The sequence below is a fragment of the Streptomyces sp. NBC_00016 genome (assembly GCF_045040885.1).
GTDB classification, from domain to species: domain Bacteria; phylum Actinomycetota; class Actinomycetes; order Streptomycetales; family Streptomycetaceae; genus Streptomyces; species Streptomyces coriariae.
Window position 1 is genome coordinate 2,433,946 of record NZ_CP108304.1, and the last position, 16,558, is coordinate 2,450,503.

At 73.4% G+C, this 16,558-nt stretch carries 12 protein-coding genes; 9 read left to right on the forward strand and 3 right to left on the reverse strand.

All coding sequences use genetic code 11. From position 1 onward, the window contains the following. The first annotated feature begins 32 nt into the window (after positions 1-32). Positions 33-824 (forward strand): serine protease, encoded by a 792-nt coding sequence (locus OG933_RS10735; protein WP_362524860.1) that lies wholly within the window; start codon positions 33-35, stop codon positions 822-824. A 191-nt stretch (positions 825-1,015) separates the two neighbouring features. Here OG933_RS10735 and OG933_RS10740 read toward each other — a convergent pair whose 3' ends face one another. Next, positions 1,016-2,125 carry a winged helix DNA-binding domain-containing protein gene (locus tag OG933_RS10740; RefSeq protein ID WP_405626704.1) on the reverse strand — a complete coding sequence of 370 codons (1,110 nt, stop codon included), beginning with the start codon at positions 2,123-2,125 and terminating at the stop codon, positions 1,016-1,018. A gap of 294 nt (positions 2,126-2,419) precedes the next feature. On the opposite strand from OG933_RS10740, the gene OG933_RS10745 reads away from it, so the two are divergent. Then, a complete protein-coding gene (locus OG933_RS10745) occupies positions 2,420-3,889 on the forward strand; it encodes an MFS transporter (protein ID WP_362524866.1) in 1,470 nt (489 codons plus the stop codon). A gap of 111 nt (positions 3,890-4,000) precedes the next feature. On the opposite strand, the gene OG933_RS10750 is transcribed toward OG933_RS10745, so the two are convergent. After that, positions 4,001-4,837 carry an IclR family transcriptional regulator gene (locus OG933_RS10750; RefSeq protein WP_362524869.1) on the reverse strand — a complete coding sequence of 279 codons (837 nt, stop codon included), beginning with the start codon at positions 4,835-4,837 and terminating at the stop codon, positions 4,001-4,003. A gap of 203 nt (positions 4,838-5,040) precedes the next feature. Between OG933_RS10750 and OG933_RS10755 the strand changes: the two genes are divergently transcribed. The 6 genes from OG933_RS10755 to OG933_RS10780 are packed head-to-tail and all read left to right on the forward strand — an operon-like array spanning position 5,041 to position 12,790. Further along, positions 5,041-5,589: a quercetin 2,3-dioxygenase gene (locus OG933_RS10755; protein WP_362524872.1), complete on the forward strand. Its 549-nt coding sequence runs from the start codon at positions 5,041-5,043 to the stop codon at positions 5,587-5,589. Position 5,590: 1 nt separating this feature from the next. Next, the gene (locus tag OG933_RS10760; RefSeq protein ID WP_405626707.1) at positions 5,591-6,508 is read left to right on the forward strand and encodes an alpha/beta hydrolase fold domain-containing protein; all 918 of its coding nucleotides are present in this window, start codon (positions 5,591-5,593) and stop codon (positions 6,506-6,508) included. 27 nt (positions 6,509-6,535) lie between these two features. Next, entirely contained in the window at positions 6,536-9,343 is a 2,808-nt protein-coding gene (locus OG933_RS10765) for a family 78 glycoside hydrolase catalytic domain (RefSeq protein WP_405626709.1), read from the forward strand. Further along, positions 9,340-10,293, forward strand: a complete 954-nt coding sequence (locus OG933_RS10770; RefSeq protein WP_405626712.1) for a dioxygenase — start codon at positions 9,340-9,342, stop codon at positions 10,291-10,293. The genes OG933_RS10765 and OG933_RS10770 overlap by 4 nt, the downstream gene beginning before the upstream one ends. After that, positions 10,290-11,147 carry a fumarylacetoacetate hydrolase family protein gene (locus OG933_RS10775; protein WP_405626715.1) on the forward strand — a complete coding sequence of 286 codons (858 nt, stop codon included), beginning with the start codon at positions 10,290-10,292 and terminating at the stop codon, positions 11,145-11,147. Before OG933_RS10770 ends, OG933_RS10775 begins: the two co-directional genes overlap by 4 nt. Then, on the forward strand, positions 11,144-12,790 hold the full coding sequence (locus OG933_RS10780; protein WP_405626716.1) for an FAD-dependent monooxygenase: 1,647 nt from the start codon (positions 11,144-11,146) through the stop codon (positions 12,788-12,790). Before OG933_RS10775 ends, OG933_RS10780 begins: the two co-directional genes overlap by 4 nt. A gap of 99 nt (positions 12,791-12,889) precedes the next feature. On the opposite strand, the gene OG933_RS10785 is transcribed toward OG933_RS10780, so the two are convergent. Then, positions 12,890-14,029 carry an SGNH/GDSL hydrolase family protein gene (locus OG933_RS10785; RefSeq protein ID WP_405626719.1) on the reverse strand — a complete coding sequence of 380 codons (1,140 nt, stop codon included), beginning with the start codon at positions 14,027-14,029 and terminating at the stop codon, positions 12,890-12,892. A gap of 270 nt (positions 14,030-14,299) precedes the next feature. Here OG933_RS10785 and OG933_RS10790 point away from each other — a divergent pair, with 270 nt between their 5' ends. Further along, positions 14,300-16,531 (forward strand): MMPL family transporter, encoded by a 2,232-nt coding sequence (locus tag OG933_RS10790; protein WP_405626720.1) that lies wholly within the window; start codon positions 14,300-14,302, stop codon positions 16,529-16,531. Positions 16,532-16,558: the final 27 nt, after the last annotated feature.

The following is a 16,558-nucleotide window of genomic DNA, read 5'->3' on the forward strand; positions in this document are numbered from 1 at the left end:
CCCCCACCGGCAATCCCCCACCGAGGAGATCCATGTTCGGGCTCAACCGGTTCAAGAAGACCGCCGCCGTCCTCGCGGCGACCGCCGCCGCGGCGGCGACCGCACTGCTCAGCGCCCCCACCGCTGTCGCAGCGCCGCAGCCGATCGTCGGCGGCACCACGACCACGACCACGACGTACCCGTTCATGATGCAGATCACGGACGCCTCGCAGAACCAGTTCTGCGGCGGCACCCTCGTCTCGGCGACCAAGGTGGTCACGGCCGCCCACTGTATGGTCGGCGAGACCACGAGCAGTGTGCGCGTCGTCGGTGGGCGCACCTACCTCAACGGCACCAACGGCACGGTCAGCCGGGTCAGCAAGATCTGGATCAACCCCAGCTACACGGACGCCACCAACGGTGACGACGTGGCCGTCCTGACCCTGTCGACGTCGATGCCGTACACCACGGCGTCGTACGTCTCCTCGTCCCAGACCAGCGTGTACGCGGCCGGCACCACCGCCCGCATCATCGGCTGGGGCACCACCTCGGAGAACGGCAGCTCCTCCAACCAGTTGCGGACCGCGACCGTCCCGATCGTGTCCGACACCAGCTGCAAGAGCTCCTACGGTTCCGACTTCGTCGCGACCGACATGGTTTGCGCCGGATACACATCCGGCGGCGTAGACACCTGCCAGGGCGACAGCGGCGGTCCCCTGCTCATCGGGGGCGTCCTGGCAGGGATCACTTCTTGGGGCGAGGGCTGCGCGGAGGCCGGCTACCCGGGTGTGTACACCCGGCTGACCACCTTCTCCAGCCTGGTGACGACGCAGGTCAACTCCTAGCCGGTCGGCTCCTGACCGGTGACCGCGTAGCAGTCCCCGAGATCTCCTGAGTACCCCTCAGGGAAAGACCGGGGGGCGCTGCGAGCCTCCACGAGCGGCCCGCAGCGCCCCCTATCCAAGATCCAAGCCCTCACCGGTCTCCGGTGGGGGCTTCTCGTTCGCCGGCGTGTGCCGGCGGCGGAGCGCGGTGGTCACGACCGTACGACAGTGCCGAACCGGATGTCGTGGGCCTGCCCCGGGTGCACGGTGGCCAGCATCCGCTCGCCCTCGGCGGCCACCTCCTGCCGCTGGGCCTCGGTGAGGGTGCCGAAGAGCTCGACGACCAGGGCGTCCTCCTCCAGCTTCCACACACCCGCCAGGAAGCCGTCGACGAGGAGGGTGCAGTACGCCTGGTTGCCCTGCCAGGAGCGGCCCCAGTACTCGGCCGGGACGACCCGGGTGCGGTCGGCGTGGGAGAGGAGGAGGTTGTCGAACTCGGGGAGGAAGCGGGGCGGGGCCGGGGTGTGCGGGTCGGGACGGGGTGCGTCGGGGAGGTCGAAGAGCTCGACGCCGTGCTCGTCGCGGAAGGTGAGGAGGTCCGGGCGCAGGCGTTCGAAGGCGTCGCGCAGCCGGGTCAGGCCGGCCCAGGTCTGCATGTCCTTGACGGAGGCCGGGCCGAAGGCGGCCAGATAGCGCAGGACCACGGAGTCCGCCGTCGGGGCGCTCTGCGCGGGCCGGCCGAGCCAGTGCTCGGCGGTGGTGAGCGCGACCTGCCCGCTCCTGCCCCACAGTCCGCGCGGGGTGACCTGGACCAGGGGCAGCCGACAGCGGGCGGCGACGGCGAGGGACTGGGGGTCGGCGTCCGGCCACTCGACGGAGAGCGCCTCGCGCAGCTGCTTCATGGTGCGCGGCTCGGCCTCGACGAGGTCGCGGGCGAGGACGGCGAGCCGGTCGAGGTCGACTCCGGTCAGGCCCTTGCGGAAGTACGTCAGCTCACGGTCGCGGGCGGGCTGGACGAACGGCCGCAGCGTCAGACAGTCGTCTGCGGTGTGGGTGTGGATGGTGGAACGCATGCTGACGATGCGCACGGCCTCGCGGCCGGCCATCAGCGTCGACAGCTCCTCGGGGACGAAGCCGTCGAGACGGGCGGCCAGCGCGTAGTACGGCGGCTTCACGTTCTGCGCCTGGAGCCCGAGCAGATGCTCCACGGCGGCCCCGGCGGACATCGACGCCGGCCGCAGCAGCAACTGCCGTTCGAGGGTGGCGCGGTTGAGGGCACGAGCGCCGAGCACGGGGCCCGCCGGGTACGTCGTCTTCGTCATGTACGCAACGTAGCGGGACTTGCGGACACCTTCCGTCCGCGACGCAGTCGCGGGTGCGGACGGAAGGGGGACGGACGGCGGTCGGCTCCGGACCGTACGGACCCCGCCCGGTCGTCGATCCCGCGTTGCGGCCACGTTTCGGTCGCGTGCCATTCAATGGAAATCTGCCTGGTGGCCATGGCGGCGGACGCTCATTCTTGCCGCACGCCTCGTGGGGGGCCGACCGCCCTGTGTCGGACATGCCGCTCCCGAGCGTCCTGCCCTTCCCGCCCGGCTCGCGAAAGGAGCGGCTGCGTGACATCGACGTCTGCAAGCCCCTCGCTCACGGCATCGTCCGCCCGGACCTCCGAACGCTGGAACCGCCGTCTGGTGGCCTTGCTGGTGGCCCTGATCTGGCCGACGCAGCTGCTGGCCGTCGCCGGCATCGTCACGGCCAACACGACGGCCGACATCGCGCAACGCTTCCACACCACCCAGGTCGCCTGGTTCTCGTTGATCGTCACCATGGTCTCGACCCTGCTCATCCCGTTCGTCATCAAGGCGGGTGACCGGTACGGACGGCGTCGGATCATGCTGGCCATGATCGGTCTCGGGGTCGTCGGCGACATCATCGCGGCCATGGCGGGCAGCTTCTGGCTGCTGCTGGTCGGCCGGGGCATCGCCGCTTGTTACGCCCCGTTCGCCGCCCTGTCCTTCCCCGCCGTGCGGGATCTCTTCCCCGCCCGGATGGTGAAGCAGGCCAGCGCGATCCTCGGCGGCAGCATGGGTCTGGTGGGCGTGGTGGGGCCGTTGCTCGCCGGTTGGCTGATCGACGCCGGGGGTTACCGGGCCGCGCTGTGGTTCATCGCCGGGGCGACCGCGGTGGCGTTCGTGCTGGTGGCCCTGCTGGTGCCCGAGACCCCGCGGCACGACTTCCAGAACGGCTTCGACTGGCTGGGCGGAATGCTGCTGGGCGGTGGCCTGACGGCCGTGGTGTACGCGGTCGGCCAGGGAGGGAGCTGGGGCTGGACGAGCGGTGCGACCCTCGGCTGGACGGCCGGCGGGCTGCTGGCGCTCGTGGCCTTCGTCCTCGTCGAGCGCGGCAGCGCCCATCCGATCCTCGATCTGCGTGTGCTCGGCCGGCGGCCGGTCGCGCTGACCGTCAGCGCCGCGGCCGTGGGCCAGGCCACCGCGCTGGCCATGGCCTCCATGGGCATCCTGCTGGCCCTCTACCCCGCGATCCCCGGGGTCTCCGACGGCCTCGGCTGGACCAGCACGCACAACGCGCGGATCGGCCTGACCTGGAATCTGGTCATGCTGGGCACCGGATTCGCCGCCGGCCGCCTGCTGCGCAAGGCCGACGCCCGCCTGCTGTGGGGGATCGGACTGGGGCTGGGCGCGGCGGGATACGGGCTGATGGGCCTCTTCCACGCCAATGCCACCGAGCTCGTCCTGACGGCGTGTCTGGCCAACCTCGGCACCGGCCTCATCGTCTCCATCGCTCCCGTGCTGGTCCTCGGCGTGGTCTCGGTGGAGGAGCAGGGGCAGGGCAGCGGCCTGATGCAGATGCTCTTCAACTTCTTCGGCACGGTCGTCCCCGCCGTGTGTTTCGCCGTCCTCGCCGCGCACAGCACGGTCCTCGAGGGCACCGCGTTCTACCTGGACGGCGGCTACACCTGGGTCTTCTGGACCGGAGCGCTGATCCTGCTGGCGGCGCTGGTGATGTCCCTGTTCATCCCGGCGCTGCGGGATCCGGAGAGCGACGCGGCCCCCGCCGCCGCCTGACCGAACCGCACCGCCACCGTCGCCCCCCGCCGAGTCCCCGGGCGGGGGGGGCGACGCCGTCACCTCGCGGGGATTCACTCAACGGATCCACGCACGGATTCGCCGACGGCTTCACTGCCGTCGGCGGAGGCTGCCCTGCGCCGGAGCCGGCGGGGCCGTGACCGCGCCGAGGCTGCGGGACAGGGCCCGGGCCGTGGCACGCAGGGCCGGGGCGAGCACGCGGGGCTCCGCGTGGCCGGCCGGCACGACGACCGACAGCGCCGCGACGACCTCGCCGTCGGCGCCGCGCACGGGTGCCGCCACGGCGTGCAGCGGGACGGGCTCCGCACGGTTCACGACGGCCACCCCGGTGCTGCGGATCTCGGCGAGCGAACGCCGTAGCGCGGCGGAGGACAGCGGTACGCCCTCGGGCTCGTGCGTCAGGGCCTGCCCGAGGATCTCGTCCTGGAAGTCGGGTTCGGCGTGCGCCAGCAGCACCAGACCGACGCCCGTGGAGTGCAGCGGCAGCCGGCCGCCCACCCGGTACAGCACGTCGATGGCGGTGTGGGCCGACAGCCGCTCGACGAGCAGCGCGTCCGTGCCGTCCCGTACGGCCAGCAGGACGTGCTGGTGGGTCGCCTCGTACAGATCCTCCATGTACGGCAGCGCCACCCGGCGCAGCCCGTGCGCGCGCGGCGCGAGCGAGGCGACCTCCCACAGCCGCAGGCCCACGACGTAGCGGCCGTCGGCGTCCCGCTCCAGAGCGCCCCAGTGCACGAGCCGCCGGGCCAGGCGTAGCGTCGTACTCGGCGGCGTGTCCGTGACGCGGCTGAGCTCGGCGAGGGTCAGCGAGCGGCGGTCCTCGGAGAAGGCCGTGAGCAGCGCGAACGCACGGTCGATCACCGGCTCGCCCTGTGGCGGCCGTCTTCCCCGGGCGGCGGCACCGGACGTGCCCGCGTTGTTCGTCACCCGTGCAGTGTGACCCACCAGGCGACCAGAAACGCGTTGCGTCCAGGTTTCGACCGCATGCCATTCAATGGAATTCGGCCTGGTGGGACGTCGGCGGCGGGCCCATCCTTACGGCACCCGTCCGCATGGCCCGGTCCTCGCGGCCCCACCTCGACGGGTTGCCCGCCTCGGGCAGAGCCGATCAGATTTTCCGAGGAGACCCCATGACTGCGGAGTTCGCCCAGAGCGGCGGTGCGAAGCGCCTCGCCCTGCCGGGGAAGCCGGTGCCCTTCTTCCTGGAGGCCGGAGAGGGGGAACGGTCCCACCTGTTCGACGCCCTCATCACCGTTCTGCTCAGCAAGGACGAGACCGGCGGCCAGTTCGGCCTGTTCACCTACGCGGCTCCCAAGGGCGACGCGATCCCCACCCACAGCCACGCCGACGTGCACGAGACCTTCTATCTGCTGTCCGGCCGCGCCCGGGTGTGGATCCAGGACGGCGACGGCGAGACGTACGAGAAGCTTCTCAAGCCCGGCGACTTCGGCTATGTGCCCGCCGGCTGTCTGCACACCTTCCGGGTCGAGGCCGACGACACGAAGATCATGGGCGCGTCCAGCGGCGGCTTCGAGCGGTTCTTCGGGGAGGCCGGCACCCGCACGGACTCGCCGGAGCTTCCGCACCCGCCGTACGTCCCGTCCCACGAGCAGCTGGCCCGGGTCGCCCGCGAACACCGGCAGGAGTTCCGGTTCGACCTCCGTCCCCTGGACGGCTGACATGGCCGCGAACGCTTCCCCCCTTCCGGCGGAGCAGACCACGCCCGCGGGCGCACGCGTGCTCCGGGGGGTCGAGTACGGCTCGCCGCCCGGATTCCGGCCGCTGCTGCTCGACCTGTACCGCCCCGCGCGCGACGAGCACCCGGCCCCGGTGGTCGTCTTCCTGCACGGCGGCGGCTGGCGGATCGGACGTCGGGACCAGTTCGGCCCGGCCTTCGCCGGGTGGCAGGTCGGACCGTTCGACCGGCTCGTCCGGGCGGGCTTCGCGGTCGCGTCCCTCGACTACCGGCTCAGCGGCGAGGCCGTCTTCCCGGCCCAGCTGCACGACGGCAAGGCCGCGCTGCGCTGGCTGCGCGCGCACGCCGGCGAGCTGGGGCTCGACGCCGGACGGGTCGTGCTGTGGGGCGAGTCCGCGGGCGGGCATCTCGCGGCCCTGCTCGCCCTGACCGACGGCAGGCCCGAGTGGGAGGGCGACGTCGGGGAGCCCGGTCCGGGCGTGACCGTGGCCGGGGTCGTCGACTGGTACGGGCCCGCGGACCTGCGCACCATGCAGCGCCAGTCCCGGCCCGACGCGGTGAGCGCCCCGGACGCCGTGGACTCCCGGGAGGCGCTGCTCATCGGCGCACCCGTGCCGCGGGCGGCGGAACGCGCCGCCGCGGCGAGCCCGGTGAGCCATGTGTCCGCCGCCGCCCCGCCCTTCCTGCTCGCCCACGGCACCGCCGACCGGTTCGTCCCCAGCGGGCAGAGCGAACAGCTCGCCGCGGCCCTGCGCGCCCACGGGTGCCGGGTGAGCCTGCACCTGGTCGACGACGCGGACCACCTCTGGGCCGGGCTTCCCGATCCGGAACCCGTCTTCGCCGAAGCCCTGGAGTTCGCCGTCCAGGTCTGCGGACCCCTCGGGCTTCCCGCCCCGGCCTGACTCCTCCTCGAACGTTTGGTCACCTGTATGAACGCCGCTCCCACCTGTCTGCGTGCCGACGAGCTGGAACAGCCGCTGGGCCTCGGCAACCGCCGCCCCCGGCTGTCCTGGTGGCTGCCGCCCGGCTCGCGCGAGCAGTTCGCGTACCGCATCGGCACGAGCACGGGCTGGGACTCCGGCCGTGTCGACTCCGCCGACAGCACGCACGTGCCGTACGGGGGGCCGCCGCCCGGCTCCGGGGAGCGGATCACCTGGCGGGTCAAGGTCTGGACCGACCTCGGCGAGAGCGCGTGGTCGCGGGAGGCCTGGTTCGAGACCGGCCTGCTGGATCCCGCCGACTGGCAGGCCCGGTGGATCGAGCCCGTCGTACCCGGCGAACCCGGTGTGCCGGGTGAACCCGTGTCCGACGGGGCGGCCGGTATGCCCGGCGTGCCTGGTGAACCCGTGTCCGACGGGGCCGGTGAACCCGTGTCCGACGGCCCCGGCATGTCCGGCGGGCCCGGCGTCCCGCCCGCCGGGCACCGGCCCGCCCCTCTGCTGCGCACCGCGTTCACCGCGGGCTCACCGGTCCGCCGGGCCCGGCTCTACGCCACCGCGCAGGGTCTCTACGAGGTCTTCCTCAACGGGGAGCGGGTCGGGGACGCCGAGCTGACACCGGGGTTCACGCAGTACGACGTACATCTCCAGGTGCAGGCGTACGACGTGACGGCCCTGCTGCGGGAGGGCGAGAACGCGCTGGGGGCGGTGCTCTCCGACGGCTGGTTCCGCGGTCAGGTCGGGGTCACCCGGGCCCACGACCAGTGGGGCGAGCGGGTCTCCTTCCTGGCGCAGTTGCACCTCGAGCACGCCGACGGCACCACGTCCGTCGTGTGCACCGACCGGCACTGGCGCTGGGCTGCGGGGCCGATCGTGGCCGCCGACCTGATCGCGGGACAGTTCACCGACCTGCGCCGCACCCCCGTCGGCTGGGACCTGCCGGGGTACGACGACTCGGCCTGGACGCCGGTGGAGGTCGCCGACCACGGACATGCCGGGCTGGTCGCCTCACCCGCCCCGCCCGTGCGGCGCGTCGAGGAACTCGCCCCGGTCTCGGTGACCCGCCCGCGTCCCGACCGGCAGGTCTTCGACCTCGGCCAGAACATCAACGGCTGGGTGCGGCTGACCGACCTCGGTCCGGTGGGCACCCGCCTCACCCTCACGCACGGCGAGTCCCTGGGCCCCGACGGCGATGTGACGACGGATCACCTCCGCGTGGACATGCCGTTCCTGCCCGAGCCGCTCCCGGCCGGCCAGGTCGACCGGGTCGTCTCGGCCGGCCGGCCCGGCGAGGCCTTCGAACCGCGGCACACCACGCACGGCTTCCGCTACGTCCGCGTCGAGGGTCATCCCGGCGAGCTGACCGCCGACGACCTGCGCGGTGTGGTCGTCCACTCCGACCTGCGGCGGACCGGCTGGTTCGACTGCGACGACGAGCGGGTCGACCGGCTGCACGAGGCCGCCCGGTGGGGTCTGCGCGGCAACGTCTGCGACATCCCCACGGACTGCCCCACCCGCGAACGCGCCGGCTGGACGGGTGACTGGCAGCTGTTCGTGCCGACCGCCGCCTTCCTCTACGACGTGTCGGGCTTCTCGGCGAAGTGGCTGCGCGACGTCGCCGCCGACCAGTGGCCGGACGGCACCGTCGCCAACATCTCGCCGGCCTGCCGCACCGAGGGGCCCAAGGGGCCGGTGGCGCATCTCAACGGCTCGGCCGGCTGGGGCGACGCGGTGGTCATCGTGCCCTGGCAGCTGTACCTGGCCTACGGCGACCCGGGGATCCTGGAGGAGCTGTGGCCGGCCATGACCGCCTGGCTCGGCCGGGTCGAACGGGCCGCCCGCGAGGAGCGGCACCCGGACCGGATCCGGCGCTCCCCCCGCCCGGCGCCGCACGAGCGGTATCTCTGGGACACCGGGTTCCACTGGGGCGAGTGGCTCGTGCCCGGTGAGAAGGTCGGTGACCTGGCGGCCTACGCGGCCCTGGACAAGGCGGACGTCGCCACCACCTACTACGCCCACTCCACCCGGCTGGCGGCGCGCATCGCCCGTGTCCTGGGCCGCGACGAGGACGCCGACCGCTACCGGGACCTGAGCGAGCGGGTGCGTGCCGCCTGGCGGACGGAGTTCATCGCGGCCGACGGCTCGCTGCGCCCGGACACCCAGGCCCACCATGTGCGGGCGCTCGCCTTCGACCTGGTCCCGGCCGGGCTGCGGGCCCGGACCGCCGCACGGCTGGTGGAACTCGTCCGCGCCGCGGACACGCATCTCGGCACCGGCTTCCTCGCCACCCCGGACCTGCTGCCCGTGCTCGCCGACTCCGGACACCTGGACGTCGCCTACGAGCTGCTGCTCCAGGACACCGCCCCGTCCTGGCTCCACATGATCGACCGGGGCGCGACGACCGTCTGGGAGCACTGGGACGGCGTCGGCGCGGACGGCACCGCGCACGACTCCCTCAACCACTACTCGAAGGGCGCGGTCGTCTCCTTCCTGCACCGCTGCACGGCCGGGATCAGGCCCGACGAGGACGCTGCGGGCTACCGCCGCTTCACCGTGGCACCCCGCCCCGGCGGGGGCCTGACCCGGGCCCGGGCCGAACACCACTCGCCGTACGGGCCGATCCGCTCGTCCTGGCACATCGGGGACGGCCGCTTCCATCTCTGCGTCACCGTGCCGCCCGGCACCACCGCGCACGTCGTCCTGCCCGACGGCACCCGGCACCACGCCGGGGCCGGCATCCACACCTACGGCTGTGCGGCACCGGACGCCGCCCTGACGCCCACGGGAGCGACCCCATGACGGACACCACCGGAACGGCTCGACACGCCCCCGCGGACGGGACGGCGCCCCCCGGCACCGCCCACGACCCCCGGCAGGACGCCCTGTTGCGACAGGTCCTGTCCACCCTCCGGGGCGACGACGAGCGGCTGCGGGAGCTGATCGGCGGCCTCGTGACCCATCTGCACGCCTTCGTGCGCGAGACCCGGCCCTGCGAGGACGAGTGGCTGCGCGCGGTGGACTTCCTGGTCCGCACGGGCCGGGCCTGCACCGAACACCGCAACGAGTTCATCCTGCTCTCCGACATGCTCGGCCTCACCTCGGCCGTGGACGAGGTCAACCACACGGGCCCGGCCACCATGACGCCCAGCTCGGTCGAGGGCCCCTTCCACTCGCCGGCGCCGCCCCGCCCGATGGGCGCCTGGATCGCCGAGGGCCCCGAACTCCGGCGCGGGGAGCGGGCCGTGGTGCACGGCCGGATCACCGACTGCGACGGCAGGCCGCTGGCCGGGGCGGTGCTGGACGTCTGGCAGGCCAACGACACGGGTCTGTACGACAGCCAGGACGCCGAGCAGCCCGACGGCAACCTGCGCGCTCTGTTCACCACGGGTCCCGACGGCGCCTACTGGTTCCGTACGGTCAAGCCCGCCAGCTACCCGGTGCCGACCGACGGCCCGGTGGGCGAGCTGCTGCGGGCGCTCGGCCGTCACCCGATGCGCCCCGCCCATGTCCACCTGCGGGTGGAGGCGGCCGGGCACCGGTCGCTCACCACCCATGTGTTCGCCGCCCACGACCCCTACCTCGGCTCCGACGCGGCGTTCGCCGTCAAGGACGCGCTCATCGCGCCCTTCGCACCGGGCGACGAGGTCACGGCGCGTCGGTTCGGCATGGACGGACCGTTCCTGACGGCCGAGTTCGACATCCGTCTGGCCGCGGTAACCGCGCGGGAAACAGGAGGCACGCGCGCATGAAGCTCGTCGGCATGGTGGATCCGGGCCGGGAATCCGGCCGCAGGCGGATCGTGATCGGCGTCGTCGTCGACGGTCGGGTGACCCCGCTCACGGACGTGGACGACTTCTACGCCGACCTCCCCCACTGGCAGGAACGGGCCCGCGCGGTCCGCCACGGCACGGTCCCGCTGGCGGAGGTGACCCTCGCCCCGCCGGTACCGGCGTCGGCGCGGGTGCTGTGCGTGGGTCTCAACTACCGTGCGCACGCGGCCGAGGGCGGCTTCCGGGCACCGGAGCATCCCACCCTGTTCGGCCGCTGGACGGCCTCCCTGTCGGTGGACGGCGTACCGGTCCCGGTGCCCGCGAACGAACCGGGCCTGGACTGGGAGGGCGAGGTCGCGGCGGTCGTCGGCGCCCGGCTGTGCGACGCCGGGGAGCAGGAGGCCGAGGCCGCCGTCCTCGGTTACGCCGTCTTCAACGACCTCACCGCCCGTACCGCGCAGAAGCTCACCGCCCAGTGGACGCTGGGCAAGAACGCCGATCGCAGCGGCCCGATCGGGACGGTCGTCACCGCCGACGAGGCGGGCAGCCTCGCCGACGGGCTGCGCCTGGTCACCCGCGTCAACGGGGAGATCATGCAGGACGGGAACACCCGCGACATGATCTTCGGAGTGCCCGAGCTGCTGTCACGGATCAGCGCCACCCTGACCCTGCATCCCGGCGACGTGATCGCCACCGGCACCCCGGAGGGCGTCGGCTACGTCCGTACGCCGCCCCGTCTGCTGCGCTCCGGTGACGTCGTCGAGGTGGAGGTCGACCGGCTCGGGACGCTGCGTACGCCCGTCACCGACGCGTCCGCGAGGTCCGGCGCGTGACGGGGACGACCGCGCGGGTACTGATCGCGGGCGGCGGGCCGTCCGGTCTCGCCGCGGCGGTCGAACTCGGCCGCCGCGGCATCCGGACCGTGCTCGTCGAACCGCGCACCACCGTCGACGACGACCGGCCGCGGGCCAAGACCACCAGCATCCGCACCATGGAGCACTTCCGCCGCTGGGGCCTGGCCGACCGCTTGCGCGCGGCCGCCCCGCTGCCGGTGGCCTGGTCCCAGGACGTCATCTTCTGCACCGGGCTCCTCGGCACCGAACTGACCCGTTTCCGCAATGTGTTCGGCCTGTACGACGGACGCGACGAGCGCTGGGCGGAGCCGGGCCAGCAGGTCCCGCAGCCGGTCGTCGAACGGCTCCTGCGCACGGCGGTGGCCGCACTGCCCTCGGTCACCTGCCTGACCGGCCACCGGGTCACCGCCGTCGAGCAGGACGAACACGCCGTGCGCGCCACGGTCACCGCCGCCGACGGCTCCGTCCGCTTGCTCACGGCCGACTATCTGCTGGGCTGTGACGGCGGCGGCGGAGTCAGCCGGCAGGCCGTCGGAGCGGTCTACGCCGGCTCGTCCGGTGAACGGCCCAACCTCAGCATCGTCTTCCGGGCACCGGGCCTGGGCGAGGCGGTCGGCCTGGACCGGGCGGTGCAGTACTGGGTGGTGAGCCCCGAGGCCTCCGGTCTCATGGGCCGTCTCGACCTGGACGACCGGTGGTGGGCCATCGTCCAGCGGACCGACCCCGACCACCCGGTGGCACCCGAGGCGCTGGTGCGCAATCTCGTCGGCGCCGGGCACCCCGGGCCCGTGGAGGTGCTCGCCACCGACCCCTGGACCGCCCGCATGCTCCTGGTCGACCGCTACCGGCGCGGCCGTCTCTTCCTGGTGGGCGACGCCGCCCATCTGAACCCCCCGTGGGGCGGGCACGGCTTCAACACGTGTGTCGGCGACGCCGTGGACATCGGCTGGAAACTCGCCGCGGTCCTCCAGGGCTGGGGCGGCGCGGAGCTGCTGGACAGCTACCAGAGCGAACGGCGGCCGGTGGCTCAGCAGATCATCGCCGGCAGTGCCGCCCAGGACAGGCTGCTCGCCCCGTCCTTCGCCGACCCCGCGCTCCTCGGGGACACGCCCGAGGCCGGTCGCCGCCGTGCGCGGACCGCGGCCGCCCTCCAGGCCAAGGCGGGCGAGTTCCACAGCGAGGGCCTCGTCCTCGGCCAGCACTACGCCTCGTCCCCCGTCGTCGTCGACGACGGCTCCGCGATCCCGCCCCTGGTGCCGCGCAGCTATCACGGCCTGTCCTTACCGGGCGCCCGGCTGCCGCACGGCTGGCTCCCCGACGGCCGTTCCCTGTACGACCTGCTCGGCGACGGTCTCACTCTGCTCCTCCTGGCCGGTGACAGGGAGCCCGACCGCGCCGCCTTCGCCAAGGAGGCCGCGGCCCGGGGCGTCCCCCTCACCACCGTCGACCTGACCGGCCTGGTCCCGCGCGAACGCTACGGCGCCCCGATGCTGCTGATCCGGCCCGACCAGCACATCGCGTGGCGGGGCGCGGACGGCGCACGGGCCGGGGACGTGCTCGATGTCGTCCGCGGCGCGGCGCGGCCAAACTCCTTGCGCGGCAACCCAGTCGTCGCCATGTGAACACCGCGTGCTCCGCTGTCGCGTGCGGTCGCCCGGGTGCCCCACCGCACGCGAAGGTCGGCATCACGCACGGGAGTTGACCCCTGCACCGCCCCCCGGTCACCCGAACGCGCCCGCCCTGCCGAAGGACAGGGGCAGGAAGCGCTCGGCCATACGGGCGTAGCCGGCCGCGTTCGGATGCAGGCCGTCGGGCAGGTCGGCCACGTCATCGGGACCGAACAGCGTTGTCCCGTCGACGATGTGCAGCCGGTCGTCGCCGTCCCGCCGACGCTGCTCGACATGCTCGCTCAGCAGCGCCCGGATGCGGGCGAGCGTGAGGGCGCCGAACGCGAGGTCCTCGGGACGGTCGACGGTATGGACCATCCCGTCGGGGCCCACCAGCGTGGGGCCGGGCCGCTGTTCGGCGGCCGGGCAGACGATGGGGGTGATGACCAGGACCGGTGTGGACGGGTGCCCGTCGCGGATCGTGTCGAGGAAGCCGTGGAAGGCCGGGACGAAGGCGCGTTCCCGCATGCTGTCGGCGTTGTGGACGTTGATGCCCAGTTCGAGACTGATCGCGCTCGCGGGCAGGTCGCGGACGGCACGGGCCATGAAGGGGTCGAGCTGGCACTGCCCGCCGAGGCCGAGGTTGACCAGGGACCGGCCGGCCGAGCGGGCCACGGCGGCCGGCCAGGTGGCGGTCGGGCGGTCCGCGTCCGAGCACTGGCTGATGGAGCTGCCGTAGTGCACCCACAGGGCGCCGCTCGCCGGTGCCGGACGCACCGACGCCCCGTCCGGGACACGGACGTCGATCAGCGTGACGGCCGGGGTGACGGGCAGCCAGATCTCCACGCGTCGTTCGCCGGCCCGCGGGCCGATGCGGAAGCGCACGGTCGCGGGCTCGGCCGGTCCGGCCTCCAGCGAGCCGGTGGCGGGGTCGAAGAAGACCGGGCTCTGTTCCGTCGTCACCACCGGCTCGCGCAGTTCGCCGTCGACCACCAGGTCGAAGACGCTGCCGCCGGACGGCATGCCCAGGGGAAGGACCACGGTCAGCCGGGCGTGGAGCTCGAGCTCGGTGGCGTCCGTGAGCATCTCCAACCGCACTCCGGACGGCACGGCACTGTTGAAGTCGAACGCCCGGTCGGCCAGCCGCGCCCGCCCCGCGTCCGGGGAACGGTGCAGCGTGACTCCGGTCGTATCGGTGGTCTTCCCGAGCGCGCCGACGACACAGTCGAGCGCGCGGTCGAGTACGGAATGCATGCGAGGACCTCTCGACGGCACAGGTCAGGTCAGGTCAGTCGTAGTCCTCTGTCCGGCATTCGTCGCGTAATTCGTCGCGTCGGTCCACGAACGGCCCCCGGCGGCCTCCTGCCCGAGCGGTACGCGGGGGTCCTCCTGGAGGAGGACGGCGGTGCGTCGGCTCATGCACCGGCACCAGGCGGGAGTGCCCACACGGGCACGATGCCCCGGAGCACCCCCACGAGCCAGGCTGGTCGTCCACCCGAACCCAGACCTGGAGATCCGTTTCCCGTGGCTACCTTGCTCTACCGGCTGGGCCGGACCGCCTTCCAGCGGCGCTGGCTCGTGACGCTGCTGTGGGCGGTGATCCTCGGTGCCGTCGGAGTCGGCGCCGCCAAGGCTCCCGCCGCCTCCGACGACGGCACCTCCTTCATGCCCGGCATCGAGGCGCAGAAGGCGTTCGACCTGATCGGAGAGCGGTTCCCGGGCTCGGACGCCGACGGTGCCGACGCGCGGATCGTGTTCGTCGCGCCCGGCGGCCAGCGGGTGACCGCGGCCGGCCACCGCGCCGCCGTCGACACACTGGTGACCGAGGCGGCCGAAGAGCCGCAGGTCGCGAGTGCCGTGAACCCGTTCGAGGCGGGGGCGGTGAGCAAGGACGGCTCGACCGCCTACGCCACGGTGAGCTACAAGGTGAAGGCCGACGACCTCACCGACGCCGACAGGACGGCCCTGGAAGCGGCCGTCGACAAGGCCCGCGCCTCCGGCCTCACGGTCGAGGTCGCGGGCACCGCACTCGCCACCCAGCCCGCGGCGGGCGGCTCCTCGGAGGCCATCGGCATCGTCCTCGCCGCCGTCGTGCTGCTGATCACCTTCGGCTCCCTCGCGGCCGCCGGTCTGCCGCTGCTCACCGCCGTCATCGGCGTCGGGATCAGCATGGCGTCCATCATGGCCCTCGGCAGCGCCTTCGGCCTGTCCCTGACCACCGGGACGCTCGCCACGATGCTGGGCCTCGCGGTCGGCATCGACTACGCCCTCTTCGTGGTCTCCCGCTACCGGGAGGAACGCGCGGGCGGCCACGCCCCGCGCGAGGCGACCGCACTCGCCGTCGGCACGGCCGGCTCCGCCGTGGTCTTCGCCGGTCTCACCGTCGTCATCGCGCTGGCCGGCCTGTCGGTGGTCGGCGTTCCGATGCTGACCAAGATGGGCCTGTGCGCCGCGGGCGCCGTGGTCGTCGCCGTCCTGATCGCTCTCACCCTGGTCCCCGCCCTGCTCGGCATGTGGCCCGAGGCCGTCCTCTCCCGCGCCGCGCGCAAGGCCGGCCGCGCGGCCCGGCCGGCCGACAACGGCGGTTCGCGGTGGGCGCGCTTCGTGCTGCGCCGCCCGGTGGCCGTGCTGGTGGCGTGTGTCGCGGGCCTCGGCGTGCTGGCGCTGCCCGCCGCGCACCTGGAGCTGGGCATGCCGGGAGACGAGTCCAAGCCGGTCTCGTCGACGGAACGACGCGCCTACGACGCGCTCGCGGACGGCTTCGGCGCGGGCTTCAACGGGCCGCTGACGATCGTCGCGGACGTCAGGGGCGCGGCCGGGCCGAAGGCGGCCGCGCAGTCGATCGCCCGGGAGATCGGCGCGACCCGCGGGGTCGTGTCCGTCTCCGCCCCGCGGTTCAACGAGGCCGGTGACACCGCGCTGTTCTCGGCGGTCCCGACCGCCGGTCCGAACACCGAGGACACCAAGAACCTGGTCAGGGCCATCCGCGCGGAACGGGCCGGTCTCGAACGGGAGACGGGGGCGACCTTCGAGGTCACCGGCAGCACCGCGATGAACATCGACGTGGCGCAGGCCCTTCAGGACGCGCTCGTCCCCTACCTGGCCGTCATCGTCCTCCTGGCCCTGCTCCTGCTGCTGGTGGTCTTCCGGTCCGTGCTGGTGCCGGTCAAGGCCGCCTTCGGGTTCCTGCTGTCGGTGCTGGCCGCCCTCGGCGCGGTCGTGGCGGTCTTCCAGTGGGGCTGGGGCGCGGAGCTGCTGGGGGTGGAGCAGACCGGTCCGATCATGAGCCTGATGCCGATCTTCCTGGTGGGCATCGTCTTCGGCCTGGCGATGGACTACGAGGTGTTCCTGGTGGCCCGGATGCGGGAGGCGTACGTCCACGGGGACCGGGCTCCCCAGGCGGTCGTCACCGGTTTCCGGCACAGTGCGCGGGTGGTCGTCGCCGCGGCGGTGATCATGATCGCGGTCTTCTCCGGCTTCGTCGGCGCCGCCGAGTCGATGATCAAGACCATCGGTTTCGGGCTGGCCGTCGCCGTGCTGTTCGACGCCTTCGTCGTCCGCATGGCGCTCGTGCCCGCGGTGCTGGCCCTGCTCGGCGACCGGGCGTGGTGGCTGCCCGGGTGGCTCGACCGGCTGCTGCCGCGGGTCGACGTCGAGGGCGTCGGGCTCACCGTGCCGCCGGTGCCGGCCGCCGGACGGGTGGGGGGCGAGCCCGCGCAGCAGGAACCGGCCCGCACGGAACCGGCCCGCACCTGAGGCCCGGCCCCGGGTGAGTCCCCGGTG